Origin of the sequence: Burkholderia sp. BCC1638 (genome assembly GCF_902833195.1) — a bacterium.
In the GTDB taxonomy this organism is placed as follows: domain Bacteria; phylum Pseudomonadota; class Gammaproteobacteria; order Burkholderiales; family Burkholderiaceae; genus Burkholderia; species Burkholderia diffusa.
On sequence record NZ_CADFEC010000003.1, the window covers coordinates 304,757 to 330,021 of the forward strand.

20 protein-coding genes are annotated in these 25,265 nt (G+C 67.5%); 10 read left to right on the plus strand and 10 right to left on the minus strand.

The genetic code is table 11. From position 1 onward, the window contains the following. Positions 1–62 precede the first annotated feature (62 nt). A complete protein-coding gene (locus HWX22_RS04995; RefSeq protein ID WP_059528511.1) occupies positions 63–1,352 on the minus strand; it encodes a 4-aminobutyrate--2-oxoglutarate transaminase in 1,290 nt (429 codons plus the stop codon). A gap of 120 nt (positions 1,353–1,472) precedes the next feature. On the opposite strand from HWX22_RS04995, the gene HWX22_RS05000 reads away from it, so the two are divergent. Next, a complete protein-coding gene (locus HWX22_RS05000; protein ID WP_175908510.1) occupies positions 1,473–2,981 on the plus strand; it encodes a PLP-dependent aminotransferase family protein in 1,509 nt (502 codons plus the stop codon). A gap of 96 nt (positions 2,982–3,077) precedes the next feature. Here the strand turns inward: HWX22_RS05000 and HWX22_RS05005 are convergent, their stop codons facing one another. Next, positions 3,078–3,914: a DMT family transporter gene (locus HWX22_RS05005; RefSeq protein ID WP_175908509.1), complete on the minus strand. Its 837-nt coding sequence runs from the start codon at positions 3,912–3,914 to the stop codon at positions 3,078–3,080. A gap of 114 nt (positions 3,915–4,028) precedes the next feature. On the opposite strand from HWX22_RS05005, the gene selD reads away from it, so the two are divergent. The 3 genes from selD (at position 4,029) to HWX22_RS05020 (ending at position 7,075) form a co-directional block, all read left to right on the plus strand. Then, on the plus strand, positions 4,029–5,093 hold the full coding sequence (gene selD / locus HWX22_RS05010) for a selenide, water dikinase SelD (RefSeq protein WP_175908508.1): 1,065 nt from the start codon (positions 4,029–4,031) through the stop codon (positions 5,091–5,093). A gap of 70 nt (positions 5,094–5,163) precedes the next feature. Then, positions 5,164–5,760, plus strand: coding sequence for a LysE family transporter (locus tag HWX22_RS05015; RefSeq protein ID WP_059814928.1), 597 nt, complete (start codon positions 5,164–5,166; stop codon positions 5,758–5,760). Positions 5,761–5,995: 235 nt separating this feature from the next. Beyond that, positions 5,996–7,075 (plus strand): purine nucleoside permease, encoded by a 1,080-nt coding sequence (locus HWX22_RS05020; protein ID WP_059528497.1) that lies wholly within the window; start codon positions 5,996–5,998, stop codon positions 7,073–7,075. A 230-nt stretch (positions 7,076–7,305) separates the two neighbouring features. Here the strand turns inward: HWX22_RS05020 and HWX22_RS05025 are convergent, their stop codons facing one another. Both HWX22_RS05025 and ceoR read right to left on the minus strand, forming a co-directional pair. Then, positions 7,306–7,599 carry a DUF4148 domain-containing protein gene (locus tag HWX22_RS05025; RefSeq protein WP_059528494.1) on the minus strand — a complete coding sequence of 98 codons (294 nt, stop codon included), beginning with the start codon at positions 7,597–7,599 and terminating at the stop codon, positions 7,306–7,308. Positions 7,600–8,016: 417 nt separating this feature from the next. Next, positions 8,017–9,021, minus strand: a complete 1,005-nt coding sequence (gene ceoR / locus HWX22_RS05030; protein ID WP_059692278.1) for a putative multidrug efflux transcriptional regulator CeoR — start codon at positions 9,019–9,021, stop codon at positions 8,017–8,019. A gap of 173 nt (positions 9,022–9,194) precedes the next feature. Between ceoR and HWX22_RS05035 the strand changes: the two genes are divergently transcribed. Genes HWX22_RS05035 through opcM form a run of 4 tightly spaced genes read left to right on the plus strand, consistent with a single transcriptional unit; the run spans position 9,195 to position 16,097 of the window. Continuing rightward, on the plus strand, positions 9,195–10,055 hold the full coding sequence (locus HWX22_RS05035; RefSeq protein ID WP_175915145.1) for an alpha/beta hydrolase: 861 nt from the start codon (positions 9,195–9,197) through the stop codon (positions 10,053–10,055). 31 nt (positions 10,056–10,086) lie between these two features. Then, on the plus strand, positions 10,087–11,304 hold the full coding sequence (ceoA, locus tag HWX22_RS05040) for a multidrug efflux RND transporter periplasmic adaptor subunit CeoA (protein WP_059528484.1): 1,218 nt from the start codon (positions 10,087–10,089) through the stop codon (positions 11,302–11,304). A 46-nt stretch (positions 11,305–11,350) separates the two neighbouring features. Then, the gene (gene ceoB / locus HWX22_RS05045) at positions 11,351–14,551 is read left to right on the plus strand and encodes a multidrug efflux RND transporter permease subunit CeoB (protein WP_059528481.1); all 3,201 of its coding nucleotides are present in this window, start codon (positions 11,351–11,353) and stop codon (positions 14,549–14,551) included. Between the two features lie 10 nt (positions 14,552–14,561). After that, entirely contained in the window at positions 14,562–16,097 is a 1,536-nt protein-coding gene (gene opcM, locus HWX22_RS05050; RefSeq protein ID WP_175908507.1) for a multidrug efflux transporter outer membrane subunit OpcM, read from the plus strand. Between the two features lie 233 nt (positions 16,098–16,330). Here opcM and HWX22_RS05055 read toward each other — a convergent pair whose 3' ends face one another. Beyond that, positions 16,331–17,221, minus strand: coding sequence for a LysR family transcriptional regulator (locus HWX22_RS05055; RefSeq protein ID WP_059814918.1), 891 nt, complete (start codon positions 17,219–17,221; stop codon positions 16,331–16,333). A gap of 98 nt (positions 17,222–17,319) precedes the next feature. On the opposite strand from HWX22_RS05055, the gene HWX22_RS05060 reads away from it, so the two are divergent. Next, a complete protein-coding gene (locus tag HWX22_RS05060; protein ID WP_175915146.1) occupies positions 17,320–17,760 on the plus strand; it encodes a PACE efflux transporter in 441 nt (146 codons plus the stop codon). Positions 17,761–17,863: 103 nt separating this feature from the next. Here the strand turns inward: HWX22_RS05060 and HWX22_RS05065 are convergent, their stop codons facing one another. The 5 genes from HWX22_RS05065 to HWX22_RS05085 form a co-directional block, all read right to left on the minus strand. Beyond that, complete coding sequence (locus HWX22_RS05065; RefSeq protein WP_059814915.1) at positions 17,864–18,715, minus strand: alpha/beta hydrolase; 852 nt, start codon at positions 18,713–18,715, stop codon at positions 17,864–17,866. Between the two features lie 214 nt (positions 18,716–18,929). Beyond that, positions 18,930–19,259 carry a DUF3579 domain-containing protein gene (locus HWX22_RS05070; protein WP_175908506.1) on the minus strand — a complete coding sequence of 110 codons (330 nt, stop codon included), beginning with the start codon at positions 19,257–19,259 and terminating at the stop codon, positions 18,930–18,932. A gap of 20 nt (positions 19,260–19,279) precedes the next feature. Further along, complete coding sequence (locus HWX22_RS05075; RefSeq protein ID WP_175908505.1) at positions 19,280–20,641, minus strand: sigma-54 dependent transcriptional regulator; 1,362 nt, start codon at positions 20,639–20,641, stop codon at positions 19,280–19,282. Then, a complete protein-coding gene (locus HWX22_RS05080) occupies positions 20,631–22,517 on the minus strand; it encodes an ATP-binding protein (RefSeq protein ID WP_059692307.1) in 1,887 nt (628 codons plus the stop codon). Before HWX22_RS05080 ends, HWX22_RS05075 begins: the two co-directional genes overlap by 11 nt. A gap of 128 nt (positions 22,518–22,645) precedes the next feature. Beyond that, positions 22,646–24,010, minus strand: a complete 1,365-nt coding sequence (locus HWX22_RS05085; RefSeq protein ID WP_059528443.1) for a 2-hydroxycarboxylate transporter family protein — start codon at positions 24,008–24,010, stop codon at positions 22,646–22,648. Between the two features lie 423 nt (positions 24,011–24,433). Here HWX22_RS05085 and HWX22_RS05090 point away from each other — a divergent pair, with 423 nt between their 5' ends. Next, entirely contained in the window at positions 24,434–25,264 is an 831-nt protein-coding gene (locus HWX22_RS05090; RefSeq protein ID WP_059814903.1) for a MetQ/NlpA family ABC transporter substrate-binding protein, read from the plus strand. Position 25,265 lies beyond the last annotated feature (1 nt).

Here is a 25,265-nt window from a genome sequence, read left to right on the forward strand (position 1 = left end):
ATGAAACGGCCACCGCCGTCACGAAGACGGCGGCGGCGCATTCAATTGAAGCGGACGGGAACTCAGGCCGGCACGCCGACCGTTTCCTTCAGCACTTCCTCGAGGATCACGAGCGCTTCGTCGAACACGGCCTGCGGGATCGTCAGCGGGAACAGGAAGCGCACGACGTTCGAGTACACGCCGCACACGAGCAGCAGCAGCCCGCGCTCGAGCGCACGCGCCTGCACGCGCTTCGTGAATTCCGCGTCCGGCTCGCCCGAACCCGGCTTCAGGAACTCGACCGCGATCATCGCGCCCGGGCCGCGCACGTCGGCGATCTGCGGCACGTCGGCCTGCAGCGAATTCAGCTTCGCCTTCAGCACGTCGCCGAGCTGCGTCGCGCGTTCGCACAGCTTCTCTTCGTCGATGATGTCGAGCACCGCGTGCGCCGATGCGACGGCCAGCGGGTTGCCCGCGTACGTGCCGCCGAGGCCGCCGGGGGCAGCCGCGTCCATCACGTCGGCACGGCCGACGACGCCCGACAGCGGCATGCCGCCCGCGAGGCTCTTCGCCATCGTGATCAGGTCGGCCAGCACGTCGTAGTGCTGCATCGCGAACAGCTTGCCGGTACGCGCGAAGCCCGTCTGCACCTCGTCGGCGATCAGCAGGATGCCGTGCTCGTTACAGATCTTGCGCAGCGCGCGCACGAATTCGGCCGGCGCCGGATTGAAGCCGCCTTCGCCCTGGACCGGTTCGAAGATGATCGCGGCGACGCGCTTCGGATCGATGTCGGCCTTGAACAGCATCTCGATCGCCTTGATCGAGTCGGCCGTCGTCACGCCGTGCAGCGCGTTCGGGTACGGTGCGTGGAACACGTCGCCCGGGAACGGGCCGAAGTTCAGCTTGTACGGGGCGACCTTGCCGGTCAGCGCCATGCCCATCATCGTGCGGCCGTGGAAGCCGCCCGAGAACGCGATGACGCCCGGACGGCCGGTTGCCGCGCGCGCGATCTTGATCGCGTTTTCGACGGCTTCGGCGCCGGTCGTGAAGAACGCGGTCTTCTTCGGGAAGTCGCCCGGCGCGCGTTCGTTGATCTTTTCGGCCAGCTCGACGTACGACGCGTACGGGACGATCTGGTAAGCGGTGTGCGTGAAGCTGTTCAGCTGATCCGCGATCGCCTTGACGATCTTCGGGTGGCGGTGGCCCGTGTTCAGCACCGCGATGCCGGCGGCGAAATCGATGAAGCGACGGCCTTCGACATCCCACAGCTCCGCGTTCTCGGCGCGGGCTGCGTAGAAATCACACATTACGCCGACGCCGCGCGGGGTGGCGGCGTTCTTGCGGGCCTGCAGGTCGGCATTCTTCACGGTCATCTCCTTGATGTTTTGCCCGGTGGGATAAAAATCGGCCGCGTTGGCAGCCCATGGAGGCGACTATAATCACATTTGGCTCTGGCAATCAGAGCCATTTCAATAAATATTCAGGAGCCAATCATGCGCGCAAGCGTGTTGTCGGACTGGCTGGCGCAGCGCCTCGTGCGCGGCGGCGAACAGCCGATCTACCGGCAGCTGCACCGCCTGCTGCAGCAGGCGATCCTGTCGCGCGAACTGCCGGCCGGCACGCGCGTGCCGTCGTCGCGGCTGCTGGCGGCGGAGCTCGGGATCGCCCGCAACACGGTCACGCAGGTTTACGAACAGCTTGCGCTCGAAGGCTACGTGAACTCGGCGACGGGGCGCGGCACGTTCGTCGCCGACAGCGCGCCGGACGAGATCGTCGGCGCGCCGGCCGACGCGGGCGCCGGGCCGGCGGTGGTGCCTGCTTCCGCGCGGCGGCTGTCCTCGCGCGGCACGCGGCTCGTCGAAGGCGCGGGCGTGTCGAAGCGCCAGGGCGGCGCGTTCATGCCGGGCGTGCCCGATGTGTCGCGATTTCCGGCGCGCGTGTGGACGCGGCTGCACAACAAGTATTGGCGGCGCCTGCGTCCGGACCTGCTGACCTACGCGCCGGGCGGCGGGCTCGCGCTGTTGCGCGAGGCGCTGGCCGACTATCTGCGCACGTCGCGCTCGGTGCGCTGCACGCCCGAGCAGATCGTGATCACGACCGGGATCCACCAGTCGATCGACCTCGCGGTGCGGCTGCTGACCGATCCGGGCGACGCGATCTGGACCGAGGATCCGTGCTACTGGGGCGTGCGCAGCGTGCTGAACGTGTCGGGGCTCACCACGCGGCCGATTCCGGTCGACGACGAAGGGATCGCGCCGTCGGCCGCCGATCTCGCCGAGCCGCCGAAGCTGATGCTCGTCACGCCGTCGCATCAGTATCCGCTCGGGATGGTGATGAGCCTCGCGCGGCGGCGGATGCTGCTCGAATACGCGCGCCAGCACGGCTGCTGGATCATCGAGGACGACTACGACAGCGAATTCCGTTACGGCAGCCGGCCGCTCGCGTCGCTGCAGGGGCTCGATACGGCCGGGCAGGTGATCTACGTCGGCAGCTTCGGCAAGACGCTGTTCCCGGGGCTGCGGGTCGGGTATCTCGTCGCGCCGGAGCCGCTCGCGGAGAGCTTCGCGACCGCGAGCGCCGAGCTGTATCGCGAAGGTCAGTTGTTGCAGCAGGCGGTGCTCGCGGAGTTCATCGCGGAAGGGCACTTCGTGTCGCATATCCGCAAGATGCGCACGCTGTACGGGCAGCGCCGCGAGGTGCTGCTCGACGCGGTCGCGCGCCGCTACGGCGACACGCTGCAGGCGCTCGGCAGCGATGCGGGGCTGCATCTCGTCACGCGGCTGCCGGACGGTGTCGACGATCGCGCGGTCGCGCAGGCCGCGCTCGAACGCAACATCGTCGTGCGGCCGTTGTCCGGCTATTACGCGCAGCGCGAACGTGCGGCATCGGGCTTGCTGCTCGGTTATGCGTGTGTGCCGGAGGATGAGATCGCGACGGCGTTTGCGACGCTGGCCGAGGCGATCGACGAGCGGGCGTTCGACCGGGTCGTCGCGACGGTCTGACGGGAACGGCACGGCGGCATGCGCGCGCTGCGGGGCGGGCCGTCGACAGGTGAGCCAACGATCGCCTCCGAGGTGCGAACCGATCGTCGGCATGCGCTACAGCCGAATCAACACCGCGCCCGCGACCACCAGCACACACGCGGCGAGCCGCTGCGCGCCGGGCCGCTCGCGCATCACGAACCAGCCGATCGCGACCGCGAAGATCGAGCTCGTCTCGCGCAGCGCCGACACCGTCGCAACAGGCAGGTATCGATACGCGAGGATCACGATCCCGTATGCGGCGAGCGAGATCGTGCCGGCGATCGCGCCCTGCGCGAGCGCGGTGCGCGACGCGAGCACCGCGCGCGGGCCGCCGCGCAGCACGCAGACGAGCACGAGCTGCGGCACGCTCCACAGCAGATACACCCAAGCGATGTAGCCGAGCGCGCTGCCGGACACGCGCGAGCCGATTCCGTCGCAGATCGAATACGCGGCGATGAACACGCCCGTGAGCAGCGCATACGGCACGCCTTCGCCGGAGAACCGGAAGCCGCGTCGCAGCGCGAGCGACATGATGCCGAACGACACGAGCGCGATGCCCGCGAAGCCGAACGGCGTCGGCCGCTCATGCAGCATCGCGAGCGCCAGCACCGACACGAGCAGCGGCGAAATCCCGCGCGCGATCGGATAGATCTGCCCGAACTCGCCGTTGCGGTACGCGCGCGCCAGCGTGAAGCAGTACGCGACCTCGAGCACCGCCGACGCCGCGACATATGGCCAGGCGGCGGGCGCCGGCGCGGGCAGCAGCACGGCGCCGGCGATGCCGAACGCGAGATACGGCAGCGACATCGTGCCGAGCTGGACGAGCCGGTCTTCGCTGACATGGAGGAAGGCATTCCAGATCGCGTGCAGCAACGCGGAGCACAGCACGAGACCGATGAACAGGTGATCCATGAACGAAGGCGCGGACGGGAAGGGGAGCGGCGAGCGCCGTCAATTATGTGGGTATCCGGCGCGCTCGCGCGGAATTGTCGATAATGGAGCGTTGTTATTCACCGGATGCCGACGATGACCGAAGCCCCCCTCACCCCGCCCGCCGTTCCGCGCCTCACGAGCCTGTCCCACGGCGGCGGCTGCGGCTGCAAGATCGCGCCGGGCGTGCTGTCCGAACTGCTGAAGCGGGCCACGCCGCCGGCGCTGTTCCCGGACCTGCTGGTCGGCACCGAGACCTCCGACGACGCGGCCGTCTACCGGCTGAACGACGAGCAGGCGATCGTCGCGACCACGGACTTCTTCATGCCGATCGTCGACGATCCGTTCGACTTCGGCCGCATCGCGGCAACGAACGCGCTGTCCGACGTCTACGCGATGGGCGGCAAGCCGATTCTCGCACTCGCGCTGGTCGGGATGCCGATCAACGTGCTGCCGCACGAGACGATCGCGGCCGTGCTGCGCGGCGGCGAATCGGTGTGCGCGGATGCCGGCATTCCGGTCGCGGGCGGCCACTCGATCGATTCGGTCGAGCCGATCTACGGGCTCGCGGCGATCGGCGTCGTGCATCCGTCGCGCGTGAAGCGCAACGCGGCCGCGCGCGCGGGCGACGTGCTCGTGCTCGGCAAGCCGCTCGGCGTCGGCGTGCTGTCGGCCGCGCTGAAGAAGAATCAGCTCGACGACGCAGGCTACGCACAGATGGTTGCGACGACCACCAAGCTGAACCGGCCGGGTGCCGAACTCGCCGCGCTGCCGGGCGTGCATGCGTTGACCGACGTCACGGGCTTCGGGCTGCTCGGCCACACGCTCGAACTCGCGCGCGGCGCGAATCTCACCGCACGCGTGCATTACGCGTCGCTGCCGTGGCTGGCGGGCGTCGAGGCGTTCGTCGCCGACGGCGTGTTCACCGGCGCATCGGGCCGCAACTGGGCGGCGTATGGCGCCGACGTGCGGCTCGCCGACGGGCTGCCGACGGTCGCGCAGGCGCTGCTGACCGATCCGCAGACATCCGGCGGCCTGCTGGTCGCGTGCGCGCCGGACGCGGTCGACGACGTGCTCGCGTGCTTCCGCGCCGACGGTTTCGATCGCGCGGCCGTGATCGGCGAGATGGTGGACGGCCCCGCGCGCGTCGACGTCGCCTGACGCGTTTCCTTATCGCGGATCACTGTCGGTCGCTAGAATCGATGCCTTCTCTCGAAGGCATCGACGACCGATGAACGATTTCCTGTTCGGGCTGACGATCGCGCTGTCGGTCGGGCCCGTCGCGCTGATGATCGCGAACCACGGGATGCGCGCCGGCACCGCGAGCGGCGTGCGCGCGGCGGTCGGCGTGGCGTCGGCCGACGGCTGCTATGCGCTCGTCGCGTTCACGCTCGGCGCGATGCTCGCGAGCACGCTCGCGTCGTACCTGCCGCTGTTCCGCTTCGTCGGCGCGCTCGTGTTGCTCGCCATGGGCGCACGCATGCTGTGGCAGGCGCTGAAGGATCGGCGCCGCACGCTGGATGGCGCCGCCCCGCCGCCGGGCACGCGCCCGTTCACGTCGATGTTCGTCGTCACGCTCGCGAATCCGCTGACCATCCTGCTGTTTTATGGCTATGCCACCGCCACCGCCGCTGCCGGCGCGCACCGGCACTGGCTGCTCGGCGCCGCGTGCGTGTTTGCCGGCAGTCTCGCCGGACAACTCGTGTTCGCGTTCGGCGGCAGCGCGATCGGGCGCATCGTGAAGTCGCCCCGATGGCTCGTGGCAAGCCATGTGCTGGCGGCGCTCGTCGTGCTCGGTTATGGCGTCGCGGGGATGCTGCGCGTTTAGCGAATCGGATGCCGTCGCCGGTCACGATCGATAGCGGCGATGTCGCGTCGCCCAATCGAATGGCATTCCTGATTTTTTGTCGGATATCGTTCGAACCACGCGCACACGAACCGCGTGATCGAACGCCGCGGGCCGTTTCGTAGCCGGGTTCCGCATCGCGCACGCGCGTTCTATACTCCCTCGCGCAGTCTCCGAGAGCCGTTCTCACCCAACATCACCGAAACAAGGAACGCCGATGCTGACTCGCTCCATCCTTTCCGCCGCTGCATTCTCGCTTGCCGCCTGTGCGACCGCGCCGTCGATCGCGCAGGATCACCAGGGCAACGATGCGGGCAATGCTGCATTCGCCGAGACCGGTGCACAGGGCCGCCCGGTCAAGGTCATGATCATCACGATGTTCGGTCCGGAGGGCCAGGCATGGCTCGACCGGCTCGGCCCGTGGCGCGACATCACCGTGCCCGGCCTGTCGCCCGACTATCCGGCCGTTCACTGCAACAAGCAGGACGTGTGCGTGGTGACGACCGGCATGGGCTACGCGAACGCCTCCGCGACGATCATGGCGCTCACGTTCTCGCAGCGCTTCGACCTGCGTCGCACGTACTTCCTCGTGTCGGGCATCGCGGGCGTCGACCCCGCGCAAGGCACGGTCGGTTCCGCCGCCTGGTCGAAATATCTGGTCGACTTCAGCCTGCAGTGGGAACTCGATGCGCGCGAGATTCCGGCCGGCTGGAACACCGGCTTTCTCGGTATCAATACGAAGAGCCCGAACGACAAGCCGCCGCTCGACTACCGCACCGAAGTATTCCAGCTCAACCCGCAGCTGACGGACGCGGCGTATGCGCTCTCGCGCAACGTCGTGCTCGCCGACAGCGCGCAGGCCCAAGCCGCGCGCGCGAAGTTCACGTATGCGCCGGCGAACCGGCCGCCGACGGTGATCCAGTGCGACACGTCATCGGGCAATACGTGGTTCTCGGGCACGCTGATCGGCGAGCGCGCGCGTCAGTGGACGAAGATCCTCACCGACGGCAAGGGCACCTACTGCATGACTGCGCAGGAAGACAACGCGACGTACGAAGCGCTCAAGCGCGCGGCGAGCGTGAAGCGGGTCGACCTGTCGCGCGTCGCGGTGCTGCGCACGGGCTCCGATTTCGACCGGCCGTATGCGGGGCAGACGAGCGCGGACAACCTGCTGAACTACGCGGATCAAGGCGGTTTCGCGCCGGCGACCGAAAACCTGTATCGCGCCGGCAACCCGCTCGTGCAGGACATCGTCACGCACTGGGGCGAATGGCGCGACGGCGTGCCGCGCCGTTGACGGGCGCACGCTGTCGACGAGACGTCGGCGCGAAGTAGTCAATGCGATTGCGGCGCGGAACGGAACGGCGTCCACACCGGCGTGGTGTCGTCCCAATGATCGAGCGGCGAAGGAAGGTGGTCGTTCATCACAGACTCCTGCAACTAACTGACTAATCGAATGTTGGACGGCGGTATCGCGACGCCGCGCGGTGGATCATCCGCTGCGCGGCGTTGCGCGTTTACCGACGTTCAGCGGGCCCCGCCTGCGAGCTGGTTGCTTTCCGGCATCGAGCGATACGGGCCTTGCGCGAGTTCGAGCCCTTGCGGATACGAATTCGCCTTGCGCAGCCAGGCCAGCGTGCCGTCGCGGCGTGCCTGTTCGACTTCGGCGCTGACTTCGGCGCGCGTGCGCGGGCCGTTGTGCTGCGTGTACCACGACGTGTTGCCGTAGTCGCCGGCGTGCGCGGTGGTCGTATCGGCGAAGGCCGGTGCGGACACGGCGAGTGCGAGGGCGACGGCGGAGAGAAGATGGCGGCGGTTCATGACGTAACTCCTGTGTTAGTCGGAGTTGGCGCCTGAGCGCTCGCTCCGGTCCCGTCAAACGGGGCTGTTCGATGCGCAACGAGGTGCGCGACAGGGTTTACTCTAGGTATCTGTCCCGACGCGATAAATGCGGCAGACGCGAATTGATTTGTCGTGATCGAGGAACAATCGCGATTCGCAACGTCGTCAGGGGGATGTCGAAATCGCCCGCAGCCGCCTGCAGCGGGCCTCGCGGCGGTGTACCACTGCTCGCGCAATGACGTGCGCGGACCATTGCCACACGCGGCGAAAAGGTGTGATGCGGATTCGGAAAAGGCGAGGTGCGCGGCGAGGAAGGTGGCACGAAGGCGACACCGCAGCGGCACGAAGGCGGGACGGCGCGCGAGCCGGACAGCCCGCGCGCCGCGGTTCAGACGATTACGCGACCCACTCGTTGATGACCGGCGTGTCGAGCGCCGGCGCGCGCTCGGCTTCCTCGAACGTGCGCTTGCTGCACGTCGCGTCGAGGCTGCCCTTGCCGCTCAGCAGCGGGCAGCGGTCGAACACTTCGGCGATCCAGTCGACGAACACGCGCACCTTTGGCGACAGGTGCCGGCTGTGCGGATACACGACCGAGATCGGCATCGGCAGCGGTTTCAGGCCGGGCAGCACTTCCTTGAGCCGGCCGTCGCGCAGGTGCGGCAGCACCATGAACAACGGCGGCTGGATCAGGCCGAAGCCTTCGAGCCCGCAGGTCACGTACGCATCGGCGTCGTTGACCGACACGATCGCGTTCATCTTGACCTCGACTTCCTTGCCGTCCGTGAGGAAGGTCCAGTCGATCGTGCGGCCCGTGCGGCTCGAGAAGTAGTTGACGGCCCGGTGGTCGCCCAGGTCCTCGATCGCGTGCGGCTCGCCGTGCTTCTCGAGATACGCGGGCGACGCCACCGACACGCATTCGAACAGGCCGACGCGGCGCGCGACGAGCGACGAGTCCTGCAGCGCACCGACGCGGATCACGCAGTCGACGCCTTCCTGCAGCAGGTCGACCGGTCGGTCGGACAGGCCGAGTTGCAGGTCGATGTCCGGATAGCGCGTGTGGAATTCGCACAGCGACGGAATCACGAGCAGCCGCCCGATCGAGCCCGGCATGTCGATACGCAACTTTCCGTGCGGCTTCCGGTTGTTGTTCTGGAAGCTTGCTTCGGTTTCCTCGACATCGGCGAGGATCCGCACGCAGCGTTCGTAGTACGCGGCGCCGTCAGGCGTCAGCGACAAGCGGCGCGTGGTCCGGTGCATCAGGCGCACGCCGAGAAATGCTTCGAGATTCTGGATGATCGTCGTGACGGATGCCCGCGGCAGGCTGAGCGTTTCTGCTGCCTTGGTGAAGCTGCTTGTATCGACGACGCGAGTAAACACCTGCATGGCCTGAAGCCGGTCCATCACAACCTCCGCAATCTAATTTGCCGCCGGAACAAGAAGGCTGCGCCGCTTTGTAGGCGGCGCAGCCTGGGATTGTTCGGGGGTGTTGAATTGTGTTGCCGGATTATAGGCATTTATCCCAATGTCTGCCGGACCCAGAATTCGTTCCATCTCGAAATGGATGCTGCATCGTCATGGACGCTTCTGAATTCAGCAAATTCCTGAAAGCCGCATTGCCCGCCGAAGCCAGAGCCGGCGCGGCATTGACGGTCGCGGAAGTGGAAATTCCCGGCTACGCGCAGGACATCGTGCTGCGCCTCTATCGGCGTGCGGACAAGACCGGACTGCCGGTAGTGCTTTACTTCCACGGCGGCGGTTTCGTGCGCGGCACGCTCGACGACGCCGACTTCGCCGCGCGCTTTTTAGCAGAACGCTTACCAGCTCTCGTAGTGTCGGTCGATTATTCGCTCGCGCCGGCCTTTCCTTTTCCGGCCGCGCCGGAGGATGCGTATCGCGCCGCCGTATGGGCCGCGACGCGCGCCCGCGCGTTCGGCGGCAATCCGAAGAAGATCGGCGTCGCGGGGCACGACGCGGGCGGCCAGCTCGCGAACTGTCTCGCGTTCATCGCGCGCGATCGCGGTGAAGTGTCGATCGCCGCGCAGGCGCTGTTCGGGCCGATGCTCGACCCGAGCATGACGCGCATCGGCGACGCCGAACGCCTTTCATCGGACATCACCGCGCGCGAATGCGCGGCCTGTTATCGCGCCTATCTGCCGCAGGCGGCGCAGCGCATGCACCCGTATGCCGCGCCGCTCGAATCGGTGCGCCTCGCGGGCCTGCCGCCGACGCTCGTCGTCACCGCGCAGAACGACGTGCTGCACGTCGAAGCGGAGAAATATGCGAGCTGCCTGATTTCATCGGGCGTGCTCACGCAGGTGATCCGCTACCCGGACGTCACGCACGCGTCGCTCGCGACGCACGAAGCCGCGCTCGAGGAGGCCGTGCGCTTCTTCCAGTGCCGCTTCCAGGCGCGCCAGCCGAACCGTTCCGAATAACCAGACCAATCCACGCTTATTGGAGATCCACATGGCCATCCTACGCACCTCCCGCTCCCGAATCGCGACCGCGGCGATCGTGACGCTTGCCGTCGTCGGCCTCGGCACGTTCGGCGCGATGCGCGTGAACGCGAACGCACCCGAGAAAGCGGCGGCGCCGCTGCCGGAAGTCGACGTCGCGACTGTCGTGCCGCAGACCGTCACCGATTGGCAAAGCTATTCGGGCCGCCTCGAGGCGGTCGAGAAAGTCGACGTGCGCCCGCAGGTGTCGGGCACGATCGTCGCGGTGAACTTCAAGGACGGTGCGCTCGTGAAGAAGGGCGACGTGCTGTTCGTGATCGACCCGCGCCCGTATCAGGCCGAAACCGACCGCGCGGCCGCGCAGCTCGCCGCCGCGCAGGCCCGCAACGGCTACGCGCAGAGCGACTGGCAGCGCGCGCAGCGGCTGATCGGCGACAACGCGATCGCGAAGCGCGACTACGACGAGAAGCAGAACGCCGCGCGCGAGGCGAGCGCGAACCTGAAGGCCGCCGAAGCCGCGCTGGAAACGGCGCGCATCAATCTCGGCTACACGCGCATCACCGCCCCCGTGTCGGGCCGCGTGTCGCGCGCGGAAATCACGCTCGGCAACGTCGTGTCGGCCGGTGCGTCGGCCGCGCCGCTGACGACGCTGGTATCGGTGTCGCCGATCTACGCATCGTTCGACGCGGACGAGCAGACCTACCTGCAATACATCAACGGCGCGCGCAACGGCCGCAAGGTGCCGGTCGAGCTGGGTCTCGCGAATGAAACCGGCTACTCGCGCAGCGGCGAGATCGACTCGGTCGACAACCGGCTCGACACGTCGTCCGGCACGATCCGCGTGCGCGCGCGTTTCGACAACGCGGACGGCGCGCTCGTCCCGGGTCTCTACGCACGCGTGAAGGTGGGCGGCAGCGCGCCGCACCAGGCGCTGCTCGTCGACGACGCGGCGATCAACACCGACCAGGACAAGAAGTTCGTGTTCGTCGTCGACCAGCAGGGCCGCGTGTCGTATCGCGAAGTGCAGCAGGGCCTGCAGCACGGCAACCGGCGCGTGATCGTGAGCGGCCTGTCCGCCGGCGATCGCGTGATCGTGAACGGCACGCAGCGCGTGCGCCCGGGCGAGCAGGTGAAGCCGCACATGGTCCCGATGACGGGCGGCGATGCGCCGTCCGCGCCGCTCGCGGATAACGCGAAGCCGGCCGCACCGGCGAAGGCGGAATCGTAAGCGGCCCGCCGCTACGGTTTACGCGTTCAACCAGACAGAGCCAGACATGAACATTTCAAAATTCTTTATCGACCGGCCGATCTTTGCAGGAGTCCTATCGGTGATCATCCTGCTCGGCGGGGTGATCGCGATGTTCCTGCTGCCGATTTCGGAGTATCCGGAAGTCGTGCCGCCTTCCGTGATCGTGAAGGCGCAGTACCCCGGCGCCAACCCGAAAGTGATCGCCGAGACGGTCGCGTCGCCGCTCGAGGAGCAGATCAACGGCGTCGAGGACATGCTCTACATGCAGTCGCAGGCGAACAGCGACGGCAACATGACGATCACCGTCACGTTCAAGCTGGGCACCGATCCGGACAAGGCCACGCAGCTCGTGCAGAACCGCGTGAACCAGGCGCTGCCGCGTTTGCCGGAAGACGTGCAGCGGCTCGGCATCACCACGGTGAAGAGCTCGCCGACGCTGACGATGGTGGTCCACCTGATCTCGCCGGACAACCGCTACGACATGACCTACCTGCGCAACTACGCGCTGATCAACGTGAAGGATCGCCTGTCGCGGATCCAGGGCGTCGGTCAGGTGCAGCTGTGGGGCTCGGGCGACTATGCGATGCGCGTGTGGCTCGATCCGCAGAAGGTCGCGCAGCGCGGGCTGTCCGCCGAGGACGTCGTGCAGGCGATCCGCGAGCAGAACGTGCAGGTCGCGGCCGGCGTGATCGGCGCGTCGCCGTCGCTGCCCGGCACGCCGCTGCAGTTGTCGGTGAACGCGCGCGGCCGTCTGCAGACGGAAGACGAGTTCGGCGACATCGTCGTGAAGACGACGCCGGACGGCGGCGTCACGCACCTGCGCGACATCGCGCGCATCGAACTGGATGCGTCCGAATACGGGCTGCGCTCGCTGCTCGACAACAAGCCCGCCGTCGCGATGGCGATCAACCAGTCGCCGGGCGCGAACTCGCTGCAGATCTCCGACGAAGTGCGCAAGACGATGGCCGAGCTGAAGCAGGACATGCCGGCCGGCGTCGACTACAAGATCGTCTATGACCCGACGCAGTTCGTGCGCTCGTCGATCAAGGCCGTGGTGCACACGCTGCTCGAAGCGATCGCGCTGGTCGTGATCGTCGTGATCGTGTTCCTGCAGACCTGGCGCGCATCGCTGATTCCGCTGATCGCGGTGCCGGTGTCGATCATCGGCACGTTCTCGCTGCTGCTCGGCTTCGGTTATTCGATCAACGCGCTGTCGCTGTTCGGGATGGTGCTCGCGATCGGTATCGTGGTCGACGATGCGATCGTGGTCGTCGAGAACGTCGAGCGCAACATCGAAAGCGGGATGAACGCGCGGCAGGCGACCTACAAGGCGATGCAGGAAGTGAGCGGGCCGATCATCGCGATCGCGCTGACGCTCGTCGCCGTGTTCGTGCCGCTCGCGTTCATGTCGGGCCTGACCGGCCAGTTCTACAAGCAGTTCGCGATGACGATCGCGATCTCGACGGTGATCTCGGCGTTCAACTCGCTGACGCTGTCGCCGGCGCTGTCCGCGATCCTGCTGAAGGGCCACGGCGACAAGGAGGACTGGCTCACGCGCGCGATGAACCGCGTGCTCGGCGGCTTCTTCAGGCGCTTCAACAAGGTGTTCCATCGCGGCGCGGAGAACTACGGCCGCGGCGTGCGCGGCGTGCTGTCGCGCAAGACGCTGATGCTCGGCGTGTACCTCGTGCTGGTCGGCGCGACCGTGCTCGTGTCGAAGATCGTGCCGGGCGGCTTCGTGCCCGCGCAGGACAAGGAATACCTGATCGCGTTCGCGCAGTTGCCGAACGGCGCGTCGCTCGATCGCACCGAGAAGGTGATTCGCGACATGGGCTCGATCGCGCTGAAGCAGCCGGGCGTCGAAAGCGCGGTCGCGTTCCCGGGGCTGTCGGTGAACGGCTTCACCAACAGCTCGAGCGCGGGCATCGTGTTCGTCACGCTCAAGCCGTTCTCGGAGCGGCACGGCAAGGCGCTGTCGGCCGGTGCGATCGCCGGTGCGCTGAACCAGCAGTACGGCGCGATCAAGGACTCGTTCGTCGCGGTGTTTCCGCCGCCGCCGGTGCTCGGCCTCGGCACGCTCGGCGGGTTCAAGATGCAGATCGAGGATCGCGGTGCGGTCGGCTACGCGAAGCTGTCGGATGCAACCAACGACTTCATCAAGCGCGCGCAGCAGGCGCCGGAACTCGGCCCGTTGTTCACGAGCTACCAGATCAATGTGCCGCAGCTCAACGTCGATCTCGACCGCGTGAAGGCGAAGCAGCTCGGCGTGCCGGTCACCGACGTATTCAACACGATGCAGGTGTATCTCGGCTCGCTGTACGTGAACGACTTCAACCGCTTCGGACGCGTGTACCAGGTGCGCGTGCAGGCCGATGCGCCGTTCCGTCAGCGCGCGGACGACATCCTGCAGCTGAAGACGCGCAACGACCGTGGCGAGATGGTGCCGCTGTCGTCGCTCGTCACGGTAACGCCGACGTTCGGCCCGGAAATGGTCGTGCGCTACAACGGCTATACGGCGGCCGACATCAACGGCGGCCCGGCGCCGGGCTTCTCGTCGGGCCAGGCACAGGCCGCGATCGAGCGCATCGCGCATGAAACGCTGCCGCGCGGCGTGCGGTTCGAATGGACCGACCTCACGTACCAGCAGATCCTCGCGGGCGATTCGGCGATGTGGGTGTTCCCGATCAGCGTGCTGCTCGTGTTCCTCGTGCTCGCCGCGCTGTATGAAAGCCTGACGCTGCCGCTCGCGGTGATCCTGATCGTGCCGATGAGCATTCTGTCGGCGCTGACGGGCGTGTGGCTCACGCAGGGCGACAACAACATCTTCACGCAGATCGGCTTGATGGTGCTGGTGGGGTTGTCGGCGAAGAACGCGATCCTGATCGTCGAATTCGCACGCGAACTGGAGCACGACGGCAGGACGCCGCTCGAGGCCGCGATCGAGGCGAGCCGGCTGCGGCTGCGCCCGATCCTGATGACGTCGATCGCGTTCATCATGGGCGTCGTGCCGCTCGTCATGTCGACGGGCGCGGGCTCCGAGATGCGACATGCGATGGGTATCGCGGTGTTCTTCGGGATGCTCGGCGTGACGCTGTTCGGGCTGATGTTGACGCCGGTGTTCTACGTCGTGCTGCGCACGCTGGCGGGCGGCAAGATCCACGTCGCCGGCAAGGACTCCGCCGGCTATGGCGTGCCGGGCCAAGGCGTGCCGGCTTCGGATGCTTGAGGATAAAAAGATGGACAACATGCACAACTCGAATGGCCTGATGCGCTTCGCGAAGGTGGCGGCCGCGAGCACCTTGCTCGCGACGCTGCTCGCCGCGTGCGCGGTGGGGCCCGACTACAAGCGCCCGGACGTGTCGACGCCCGCGGCGTTCAAGGAAGCGCCGACGCTCGCGGCCGGCGAACAGGCCGGCACGTGGAAGACCGCCGAACCGGCGGACGGCGAGCATCGCGGCGAATGGTGGAAGGTGTTCGGCGATCCGGTGCTCGACTCGCTCGAATCGCAGGCGCTCGCCGCGAACCAGAACCTGAAGGCCGCGGCGGCGCGCGTCGAGGAAGCGCGTGCGGCGACCCGCACCGCGCGCTCGCAGTGGTTCCCGCAGGTCGGCGCCGGATTCGGGCCGACGCGCGAAGGGCTGTCGTCGGCGTCGCAGTTCCAGCCGCAGGGCACGGGCCCGACCACGGCGACGCTGTGGCGCGCGCAGGGCACGGTGTCGTACGAGGCAGACCTGTTCGGCCGCGTGAGCCGCAACGTCGAGGCGTCGCGCGCCGACCAGGCGCAGAGCGAAGCGCTGTTCCGTTCGGTGCAGCTCGCGCTGCAGGCGGACGTCGCGCAGAACTACTTCGAACTGCGCCAGCTCGACTCGGATCAGGACCTGTACCGTCGCACGGTCGAACTGCGCGACCAGGCGCTCAAGCTCGTGCAGCGCCGCTTCAACGAGGGCGACATCAGCGAGCTCGACGTGTCGCGCGCGAAGAACGAACTGGCGACCGCGCAGGCCGATGCGGTCGGCGTCGCGCGCCGGCGCGCGGCGTCCGAGCATGCGCTCGCGATCCTGCTCGGCAAGGCGCCCGCGGACTTCGCGTTCAAGGAGACGCCGATCGTGCCGGTCGCGGTGAAGGTGCCCGCCGGCCTGCCGTCCGCGCTGCTCGAACGCCGCCCGGACGTGTCGGCGGCCGAGCGCGCGATGGCGGCCGCGAACGCGCGGATCGGCCTCGCGAAGTCGGCGTATTTCCCGAAGCTCGATATCACGGGTGCGTTCGGTTATGAAGCGTCGACGCTCGGCAACCTGTTCCTGTGGTCGAGCCGCACGTTCCTGCTCGGGCCGTTCGCCGGCACCGCGCTGACGCTGCCGCTGTTCGACGGCGGGCGCCGTGCGGCCGGCGTGCAGCAGGCGCGCGCGCAGTATGACGAGCAGGTCGCGAACTACCGGCAGCAGGTGCTCGTCGCGTTCCGCGAGGTCGAGGACAATCTCGCCGATCTGCGTCTGCTCGACGACCAGATTCGCGCGCAGGATGCGGCCGTCAATGCGTCGCGCCGTGCGGCGACGCTGTCGCGTACGCAGTATCAGGAAGGTGAGGTCGCCTATCTCGACGTGATCGACAGCGAGCGGTCGGTGCTGCAGTCGCAATTGCAGGCGAACCAGCTGACCGGTGCGCAGGCCGTGTCGACCGTCAACCTGATCCGCGCGCTGGGCGGCGGGTGGGGCGCGGCGACGACGGCGGTCGGCGATGCGGCGACGGGCAAGCAGGAAGTCGCCGTGCGTTGATATGCCGGCCGGCGACGGGCTGCCGTAACGGGCGGTCGATCGAAGAACCCGATCCGTGGTAACGCGGATCGGGTTTTTTTGTTGGCCTTTTGTCGCGGTGCCGCAGGTGCGTCGCTCCGGTTGCAGGTCCCACGTCGGATTGGGGGATTGCCGGAAGACGCGAAGCAACTGCAACTAACGGTCGAGCCGTCGGGCGTTGACCAACGCTGCGGCGGCATTCGCCGCCGCACCGCTTACCTGCTGTCGCTTTCCGCCCGCAGCGCCCGCACCAGTTCGCTGGCCGCCTTGCCGAGCCCCGTGTACTTCGGCCGGCGCAGGTACACGGGCAGCGGCAGCCCGTTGCGGATGTTTGCGAACACGAGCGGCGCCAGTTCGCCGTCTTCGACATACCGGCCGATCAGCGATTCGGGCAGGTTCGCCCAGCCGTGTCCGGCCTTCACGAGCGCGATCGCGGTGGCCATGTCGGTCACCTTCCACGTGCGGTTGCCGATCACGGGACGCACGTCGGTGAGCGGCCGTTCTGGGTCCGCGATAACGATCTGCCGAAACCCCGACAGCCGTTCGATCGCCTCGGGATGCGCGGCTTCGGCAATCGACGGATGACCGGGCGCGGCGACGGCGATCAGCGTCTCGGTCCACAGCGCGTGGATCTGCTCCTGCGGATGAAGATCGAGCCCGCCGTACGCGACGCAGAGATCGATCGCGCCGCGATGCAATGCGTCGACGATCGCGTCCTGCGGCGCGGTGACGATGCTGATCGCGAGCGCCGGATATTTCGCGGCGACGGCGGTCAGTGCGCGCGCAACGGGCGCGCCGTCGAGCTCCGCCGCGAGGCCGAGCCGCAGCGTGTCCTCGACGCCTTCCGACAAGTGCTGCGCATGCGCGCGCAACGCCTGCAACCGTTCGGCGATCGACCGCGCATCGGGCAGCAGCGCGGCCATCGCGGCGGTCGGCGTGGGCTCGCGCGTGCCGCGATCGAACAGCACGAGGTCCAGCTCGGCCTCGAGGTTCGCGATCGCCATGCTGACCGCCGACGGCGTGCGGCCGAGCGCGCGCGCGGCCGCCGAGAACGAGCCTTTGTCGATGACGGTCAGCAGCATGTCGATGTGGTCGCTGGTCAGCATCGGCGGCCTCCTGTCAGAAAAATTGAAAGGACCTGACTTTTGCGGGCGAAGTGCCCGCTGTAGTCTCGCCACCTCGTTCGATATGAAGGTGGTGAGTCATGCAAGGATGGAAGAGACGCATAGTCTACGTCGTGATGTTCGAAGTGCTCGGCATCCTCGTCGCATCGTCGGTGCTCGGCATGCTGAGCGGCGCGAGCGCGACGACGAGCGGCCTGCTCGGCGTGATGATCTCGACGACGGGCGTCATCGTCAATTTTCTGTACAACCTCGGGTTCGAGGCGTGGGAGCGGCGCCGCGCGGAAACGACGCGCACCGTCGCGCGGCGCGTCGTGCATGCGATCGGTTTTCAGGTCGCGCTCGTGACGTTCCTGATCCCGCTGATCGCGTGGTGGCTCCACGTGTCGCTGGTGCAGGCGTTCCTGTACGACGCAGTGCTGATCGTGTTCTTCCCGATCTTCACGTTCGCGTACAACTGGTCGTTCGACAGCGTGTTCGGGTTGCCGGATGCGGTGACGCGCAAGCCCGAACCGATCATGTGACGCGAACGCGAACGAAGCGCTGCGATGCAGGCAACCCGCATCGCAGCGCTTCGAATGAGAAAGGGGAGTAAGCAACGGGCGGCGCGAATGCCGCCCGCGAGCGTTACGCGGCGACGAACTCGTGCACGTAACGGTTGAACACTGCGGGGCTCGCCGCGTTCATCCCGTGCGACGCACCGGCGACGGTCTGCCGTTGCGCATCGCCGATCCATTGCGACAGCGTGTCGACGTTGTTGCGGAACATCTTCGGGCTGCGCTGGCCGTCGATCAGCAGCGTGCGGCACGCGATGTCCGACGCCGAGTGCTGCGAATACGCGGGCAGCGGATCCTGAAGCTGCTTCGGCAGCGTGCTCGCGTTGTCGATCGCCATCGTGCGAAAGCGCGACGTGCTCTTCTTCCAGGCGCCGGGCAGGCTCACCGAATCGACGAACATCTCGAGGCCGGCTTCCACTTCGCCTTCCCCGATCAGGTTCACGGCCTTCGTGCGCAGTGCGATCGCGGCGGCCGGCAACGCGGCTTCGCGCACGCCCGGCTGCTGCAGCGGGCCGCCCGGATCGGCGAGCGTCAGCGTGTCGACGAGTTGCGGATGCTGGCGGGCGACGTTGAACGCGACGCTGCCGCCACGCGAGTGGCCGACGAGATGCACGGGGCCGAGATCGAGTGCGTCGATGAATTCGGCGAGTTCGTCGACATGGTTCTGCCAGCTGAATTCGTCCTGGATGCCGGCTTCGACGGCCGGCCAGTAGTGGCTCAGGCTAGGAGCGATGCAGCGGTAGTGCGCCGACAGCGACGCGAGTTGCGGCTCCCAGTAACGGTAGTCGCACAACGATCCGTGCACGAACACCATCGGCGCGCCGCTCCCCCGCTCGACATACGGCAGGCTGATGCCCGACGAAAGCGTCGCAAATTGCAGGTCCGGGTTCGCGAGCACCGACGGCTCGATTCGCATGTTCATGACTGAAAACTCAATGGGTGCGTCATCACGTCGCAACTATGCCTCACGGCAAGCTGCAAGGAAAACGCATAATTTTCATCGTCACGATCAATTTTATTGATGGTTCGGCTGAAAACCCTTGTCGCAGCGTGGGGATGTGGCGAAGCTTTCAATCATCTGATGATTGATTGCGCGGATGAAAGCGCGGCGAAGGCCGCCGAACGCGGCCCGCGCATTACCGCACCACCAGCGCGGGCGCGGTCTGAAGCTCGACGGGAAGATCGTTGTCGGCGGCGAACTGCATCGCGAAGTCGAACGCGTCGGCGCATACGTCGCGCAATTCGTCCGACACGAACAGGCATTTGACGCCGCCGTCGACGACCGGCATCGCAAGCCGCGACAGCGCGCACGGATAGCCGGGCCGCCGCTCGCCGACGAACAGCGTGATGACGCCCGCGAGTCGTTCGGGCCAGTCGCTCGGGCGGAACGTCTTGTGTGCGCGGGTGACACCGCGGATCAGGTGGCCGTCGATGCGGCCGCGTGCGGTGATGTCGATGCGATCCATGCCGTGCGTATCCTTTCGCGTCATTCGCCGCCGTCGGCCGCCGCGTCGCCGCGCGCGGGAATCCGCAGGTTGCGCAGCTTGTGATAAAGCGTCTTCTTCGGCATGCCGAGCGCGACGCTCGCATCCGCCACGTTGCCGTTGTGACGCTGCAGCGCGTCCTCGATCAGCATCCGCTCGAAATATGCGAGCTGCTCCGCGAGCGTGTCGCCCGCGACGGGCGCACCGCCGGACGACAGCAGGCTGTCGCCGGTCAGCCCGAGCACGAAGCGATCGGCCACGTTCTGCAGTTCGCGCACGTTGCCGGGCCATGCATGGGTCATCAGTTCGGATACCTGCGCAGCGGTGACGACCGGCGCCGGCTGCCCGAAGCGCCGCGCGGCTGCGAGCACGAAATGCTCGAACAGCAGCGGCACGTCCTCGCGCCGCTCGCGCAGCGGCGGCAGCTCGATCTGCGCGACGTTGAGCCGATACAGCAAGTCCGCGCGGAAGCGCCCGTCGGCCGCGAGTTCGGCGAGATCGGCCTTCGACGCGGCGACGACGCGGCAATCGACCGGAATCAGCTCGTTCGCGCCGAGCCGCTCCACCACGCGTTCCTGCAGCACGCGCAGCATCTTGATCTGCAGCGGAATCGGCATCGTCTCGATCTCGTCGAGGAACAGCGTGCCGCCGTGCGCCCATTCGATCTTGCCGATGCGCTTCTTGATCGCGCCGGTGAATGCGCCGGCCTCGTGGCCGAACAGCTCGCTCTCGAACACCTGCTCGGGCAGGCCGCCGCAATTCAGCGCGACGAAATGCGCATCGCGCCGGCCGCCGAAGTCGTGCAGGCTGCGCGCGATCAGTTCCTTGCCGGTGCCCGTCTCGCCGGTGATGAGCACCGACACCGACGTATCGGCGAGGCGCAGGATCTTCTTGCGCACCTCGGCCATCGCGGGCGACTTGCCGAGCACGAACGCCTCGATGCCCTGCCAGTTGTTGAGCGCCGCGCGCAGCCCCTGCACCTCGAGCGTGAGCCTGCGCTTCTCGACCGCGCGCGCGACGCGGCCGGCGATCACGTCCGACGAGAACGGCTTCTCGATGAAGTCGTATGCGCCGTCCTGCATCGCGCCGACGGCCGTCGAAATGTCGGCGTGGCCGCTGATCAGCACGACCGGAATCTGCGTATCGACGGCCATCACGCGTTCGAGCAGCTGCAGCCCGTCGATGCCCGGCATCCGCACGTCCGACACGATCACGACGGGCGCGCCGGGCGCGACGTGCGCGAGCGCGTCGGCGGCCGACGCGAACGCGTCGACCGGGAACCCCGCGAGCGCGACGGCCTGCTCGACGCCGATCCGGACGTTTTCATCGTCCTCGACGACCAGCACGCGAATCTCATCTTCCATGCTCTGTCCTTTGTTGCGGCGTGACCGCCGCGAATTCGATGGTGAACTGCGCGCCGCCGGCGTCGCGGTTCGTCGCGGCGATCTTCGCGCCGAACGCCTCGACGATGCGCGACGTGATCGCGAGGCCGAGCCCGAGGCCCTGGCCGCGCGGCTTGGTGGTGACGAACGGCTCGAACAGGTGCGGCAGCACCTCCGGCGCGATGCCGGCGCCGCTGTCGGCGACGGTGAGGCGCACGCGGCCGGCTGCATCCGCATCGTCGGCTTCGATGACGATGCGCCGCACGGGCGCGTCATGCACCGCGTCGAGCGCGTTGCCGAGCAGGTTCACGATCACCTGTTGCAACTGGCTCGATTCCGCGGATACCGTCGTGCCGGGCGCGATGTTCACGTCGAGCTGCACGCCTTCGTCGCGGATCCGCGCATCGTAGATGAGCCGCGCGTGCGCGACGGCCTCGTTCAGCGACACGGCGACGCGCTCGACATCGGGCTTGCGCGCGAAGGTCTTCAGCTCGCCGGTGAGCACGGCCATGCCGTCGACCAGCTTGCCGATCCGTTCGAGATTGGCGTATGCCGGCGCCGGCTGGCCGCGCTCGAAGAACGTGCGTGCGTTGTCGCACAGCGTGCGGATCGCGACGAGCGGCTGGTTCAGCTCGTGCGTGAGGCCCGCGGCCATCTGCCCGAGCACCGCGAGCTTGCCCGCGTGCACGACTTCCTGCTGCGAATCGCGCAGCCGCTGCTCGGTGCGTTCGCGTTCGACGATCTCGCGCTGCATGCGCTCGTTCGCGGCCGTCAGCGCGGCCGTGCGCTGCGCGACGGTCAGTTCGAGCCGGTCGTTCGCGCGGCGCAGCGCGTCCTGCGCGTTCAGCCGCGCGACGATCGCCCGGCGGCGCTGGATCGCGTAGCCGACCAGCAGCGCGGCGATCAGGAACGCGCCGGTGACGAACACGAACGCGGTTTGCTGCTGGCGCCGCGCGCCGGCGATGTCGAGCAGCACCATCAGCGAGTCGCCGGCCTGCGGCGCGGGCCGCGACATCACGAGATAGCGTGTGCTGCGGCCGGCGTGACGCGGATCCGGGAACGTGCCGAACCATGCGGCGGCGCTGCGGTCGCCGATGTGGCGATACGGCAGCACGTCGACCGTGCGACCCGCGTATTGCCGCGACGCCTGGATGTCGCGCTGCTGCTGCGCGGTGATCGGGCGCAGCGCGGTGAATTTCCACGCCGGCTCGGTCGAGATCACGACCACGCCGTTGCCGTCGACCACCATCGCGGCGACCCCCGGCGCGCGCCATGCGGATTCGAGCGGGTCGACGCTGATCTTCACGGCAGTCGCGCCGATCGGCACGCCGTCGTCGCGCACCGCGCTCGCGAAGTAGACGCCCGGCACGCCGGTGTTGGTGCCGATCCCGAAGAAGCGGCCGCTGCCGTGTGCCAGGGCATCCTTGAAGTACGGCCGGTACGACACATTCGTGCCGACGAAGCTGATCGTCTCGTTCCAGTTGCTGGCGGCGATCACTTCGCCCTGCAGGTCGATCACGTCGACGGCACCGCTGCCCGCGTCGCGGTTCACGGCTTCGAGATACGTGTTCACGGTGTGCGTGAGCGCGGGCCGGTCTTGCGGCGCGGCGCGCAGCAGCGTGCGCACGCCGTCCTGGCGGGCGACCAGGCCGGGCAGGATCTCGAAGCGGCCGAGTTCGCTCTTCAGGCTCGACGCGTACAGGTCGAGCCGATGCGCGCCGGTTTCCTCGAGCGCGTCGATCGCGCGTTCCCACGCGAAATCGACGGCCGCGCCCGCCACGCCGACATACAGCACGGCGGCCGACGCCCACCCCCACCACGGGATTCCCTTGAAGCTCTTCTGCACGTTCGCCCTCATCGAAGCCCGCAACCGGTCGTCCGCAACCGGCCCTCGGAGCGACGCCCCGAACGACGCGCGCCGCGCGCCGGCAGGGCCGGCGGCGGCGCGTGCGAAGCAGCCTGCGCGACGGTGCGCGCAGCGGCGCGTCATCCGAAGTGCGCGACCAGGATCAGCGTCACCGTGACGACGATCGCGCCGCCGATGCGCGTCGCGATCTGCGCGAACGGCATCAGCTGCATCCGGTTCGCGGCGGTCAGGATCGCGACGTCGCCGGTGCCGCCTTGCCCGCTGTGGCAGGCGTTCACGATTGCGGTGTCGATAGGGTACATCTTCAGCAGGCGGCCGACCACGAAACCGGTGCCCATCAGCGTCGCGACGGTCGACACGATCGTGACGACGTTGACGATCGTGAAGGCGGCGGTCAGCTTGTCCCACGGCGTCATCGCGACGCCGATCGCGAACAGCAGCGGATACGTCACGGCGGTCGAGAAGAACTTGTAGACGACGAACGCGCCTTCCTGCAGCGGCGGCGACACCGCGCGCGCGAGCTTCACCAGCACCGCGAGGAACAGCATCGCGACCGGCGCGGGCAGGCCGAACAGCTTGTGCGCCATCAGGCCGACGAGGTACAGCGTGATCGCCGTGATGCCGGCGCCCGCGATGTGCGTGACGTCGACGTGGCCGCGGATTTCCTCGCTTTCCGGCGTCATGTCGCCGCTTTCGCCGACCTGCAGGCGGCCGTTGCCGGTCAGGTGCGGCAGGCGCTTGCCGAGCATGTCGAGCGCGCCCGACAGGATGATCGCGGTCAGGCTGCCGAGCATCACCGGCGGCAGCACCATCGCGAACATCTCGCCCTGCGGCAGGTGCATCAGTTCCGAATAGCCGATCGACAGCGGAATCGCGCCTTCGCCGACGCCGCCCGCCATGATCGGCACGACGATGTACAGCAGCGTGTGGCGCGCGCCGAGGCCGAGCGCGGTGCCGACCGCCGTGCCGACGATCGCGGCCGCGACCGAACCGGCGGCGAGCGGAATGAAGATCTTCACGAAGCCTTGGATCAGCACGCGCCGGTCCATGCTCAGGATGCTGCCGACGATGATCGACGCGATGAACAGGTACAGGAAGTTCGTCGACTTCGTGAACTCGACGGTGAGGTTCAGCACCGGCTTCGGCAGCACGTGGTAATAGGTGAGCGCCGACGGCACGAAGGTCGCGAAGATCGCGGCCGCGCCGATGTTGCGCAAGAGCGGCAGGCGCTTGCCGAGTTCCGCGCAGGTGAAGCCGAAGAACGCGAGCACGGCGATCGCCATCGAGATCTCGCCGGGCACCTTGCCCGTCACCGCGAAGCCGACGATCAGCCCGAACAGGATCACGTAGACCGGCAGCGGGATGATGCCGATGCGGATTTCCATCAGCTTCCACCAGCCTTCAGGCCAGAAGCGCTCGCGCGCGGCGGGACCGGCTTCGGCAATCGGCTCGGCACGGGTGGGGGTAGGGATTGAGGTCTGCAAGACGTGTCTCCTGATGTTGGAATGCCTGCATGGCTTCGCGGCATCGTGTGCCTTCTATTACGCAACCCCCGTGCCAGAAATCCGGCCTGCCGAAATATTTGCAATGCATTGATTCATAAGGAATTTGTTTCGTCTGCGGAAAGGATTCAGCCGCAGGCTGGCCGAGATTTCGGAATTCGCCCGCCGGCCAGGCCGAGATTTCGGCCAACTGGCCATCCGGGCGCCCGCCAGCGCGGCGGATTGCGCGCCATATCGCCGCACGCGATTTTCTTCGCACAATCGCTTCGTAGACCGCCTTCCCGACGCTCTCTATCATCGGCTGATCCTTTTCCGATGCGACGACGACCGTCCGGAGAACGCCCGCGCGTTCGCCGCGGCGTCGCTCATCCGTCGATACCGTCTTTGGACAGGAGAGTGGTTCCCATGCTGCATGCCGTTTTTTCCACCCGTTTTTCCCCCGGCCGCGTGACCCGCCTGCTGGCCGCCGCGCTGCTCGGCGTCGTGATGCTGAACGGCGCGCGTGCCGATACCGCGCCGTTGAAGGTCGGCATCTCGACGAGCCCGCAGATCGATGCGCTGAAGATCGCCGCGAAGGAGGCGAAGGAGCAGGGCCTCGACGTGCGGATCGTCGAGTTCACCGACTGGAATACGCCGAACGCGGCGCTCGCGAACAAGGACATCGACGTCAATTACTTCCAGCACATCCCGTTTCTCGAGAACGCGAAGAAGCAGGGCGGCTACAACTTCGTATCGATCGCGCCCGGCACGATCATGAAGATCGGTCTCTATTCGAAGAAGGTGAAGCGCTTCGACGAGCTGAAGGACGGCGCGCGCGTCGCGATCGCGAACGATCCGGTAAACGGCGGGCGCGGGCTGTTGCTGCTGCAGCGCGCGGGCCTCATCACGCTGAAGCCGGGCGCCGACTACCGCGCGACGACGCACGACATCGTGTCGAATCCGAAACACCTGAAGATCATCCCGCTCGAAGCGTCGCAGCTCGCGCGCTCGCTCGACGACGTCGATCTCGCGCAGGGCTACCCGAGCTTCATCAAGCTCGCCGGCACGACCGACCCGAACAGCGCGCTGCTGTTCGACGGCACCGAGAACAAGAACTTCGCGATCCAGTGGGTCGTGCGGCCGGAGAGCGTGAACGATGCGCGCATCCGCAAGTTCATCGCGATCTACCAGCACTCGCCGGCGGTGCGCCGGGCGCTCGACAACGCGTTCGGCTCGCTGTACGCGATCGCGTGGTGAC

Coding starts and splice junctions, on each gene's coding strand:
- ceoA (WP_059528484.1), top strand. CDS start 10,087: ATGGCCATCCTACGCACCTCCCGCTCCCGAATCGCGACCGCGGCGATC.
- HWX22_RS05060 (WP_175915146.1), top strand. CDS start 17,320: ATGCAAGGATGGAAGAGACGCATAGTCTACGTCGTGATGTTCGAAGTG.
- opcM (WP_175908507.1), top strand. CDS start 14,562: ATGGACAACATGCACAACTCGAATGGCCTGATGCGCTTCGCGAAGGTG.
- HWX22_RS05070 (WP_175908506.1), bottom strand. CDS start 19,259: ATGGATCGCATCGACATCACCGCACGCGGCCGCATCGACGGCCACCTG.
- HWX22_RS05000 (WP_175908510.1), top strand. CDS start 1,473: ATGCGCGCAAGCGTGTTGTCGGACTGGCTGGCGCAGCGCCTCGTGCGC.
- HWX22_RS05035 (WP_175915145.1), top strand. CDS start 9,195: ATGGACGCTTCTGAATTCAGCAAATTCCTGAAAGCCGCATTGCCCGCC.
- ceoB (WP_059528481.1), top strand. CDS start 11,351: ATGAACATTTCAAAATTCTTTATCGACCGGCCGATCTTTGCAGGAGTC.
- selD (WP_175908508.1), top strand. CDS start 4,029: ATGACCGAAGCCCCCCTCACCCCGCCCGCCGTTCCGCGCCTCACGAGC.
- HWX22_RS05005 (WP_175908509.1), bottom strand. CDS start 3,914: ATGGATCACCTGTTCATCGGTCTCGTGCTGTGCTCCGCGTTGCTGCAC.
- HWX22_RS05080 (WP_059692307.1), bottom strand. CDS start 22,517: ATGAGGGCGAACGTGCAGAAGAGCTTCAAGGGAATCCCGTGGTGGGGG.
- ceoR (WP_059692278.1), bottom strand. CDS start 9,021: ATGGACCGGCTTCAGGCCATGCAGGTGTTTACTCGCGTCGTCGATACA.
- HWX22_RS05065 (WP_059814915.1), bottom strand. CDS start 18,715: ATGAACATGCGAATCGAGCCGTCGGTGCTCGCGAACCCGGACCTGCAA.
- HWX22_RS05075 (WP_175908505.1), bottom strand. CDS start 20,641: ATGGAAGATGAGATTCGCGTGCTGGTCGTCGAGGACGATGAAAACGTC.
- HWX22_RS05055 (WP_059814918.1), bottom strand. CDS start 17,221: ATGCTGACCAGCGACCACATCGACATGCTGCTGACCGTCATCGACAAA.
- HWX22_RS05020 (WP_059528497.1), top strand. CDS start 5,996: ATGCTGACTCGCTCCATCCTTTCCGCCGCTGCATTCTCGCTTGCCGCC.
- HWX22_RS04995 (WP_059528511.1), bottom strand. CDS start 1,352: ATGACCGTGAAGAATGCCGACCTGCAGGCCCGCAAGAACGCCGCCACC.
- HWX22_RS05025 (WP_059528494.1), bottom strand. CDS start 7,599: ATGAACCGCCGCCATCTTCTCTCCGCCGTCGCCCTCGCACTCGCCGTG.
- HWX22_RS05090 (WP_059814903.1), top strand. CDS start 24,434: ATGCTGCATGCCGTTTTTTCCACCCGTTTTTCCCCCGGCCGCGTGACC.
- HWX22_RS05015 (WP_059814928.1), top strand. CDS start 5,164: ATGAACGATTTCCTGTTCGGGCTGACGATCGCGCTGTCGGTCGGGCCC.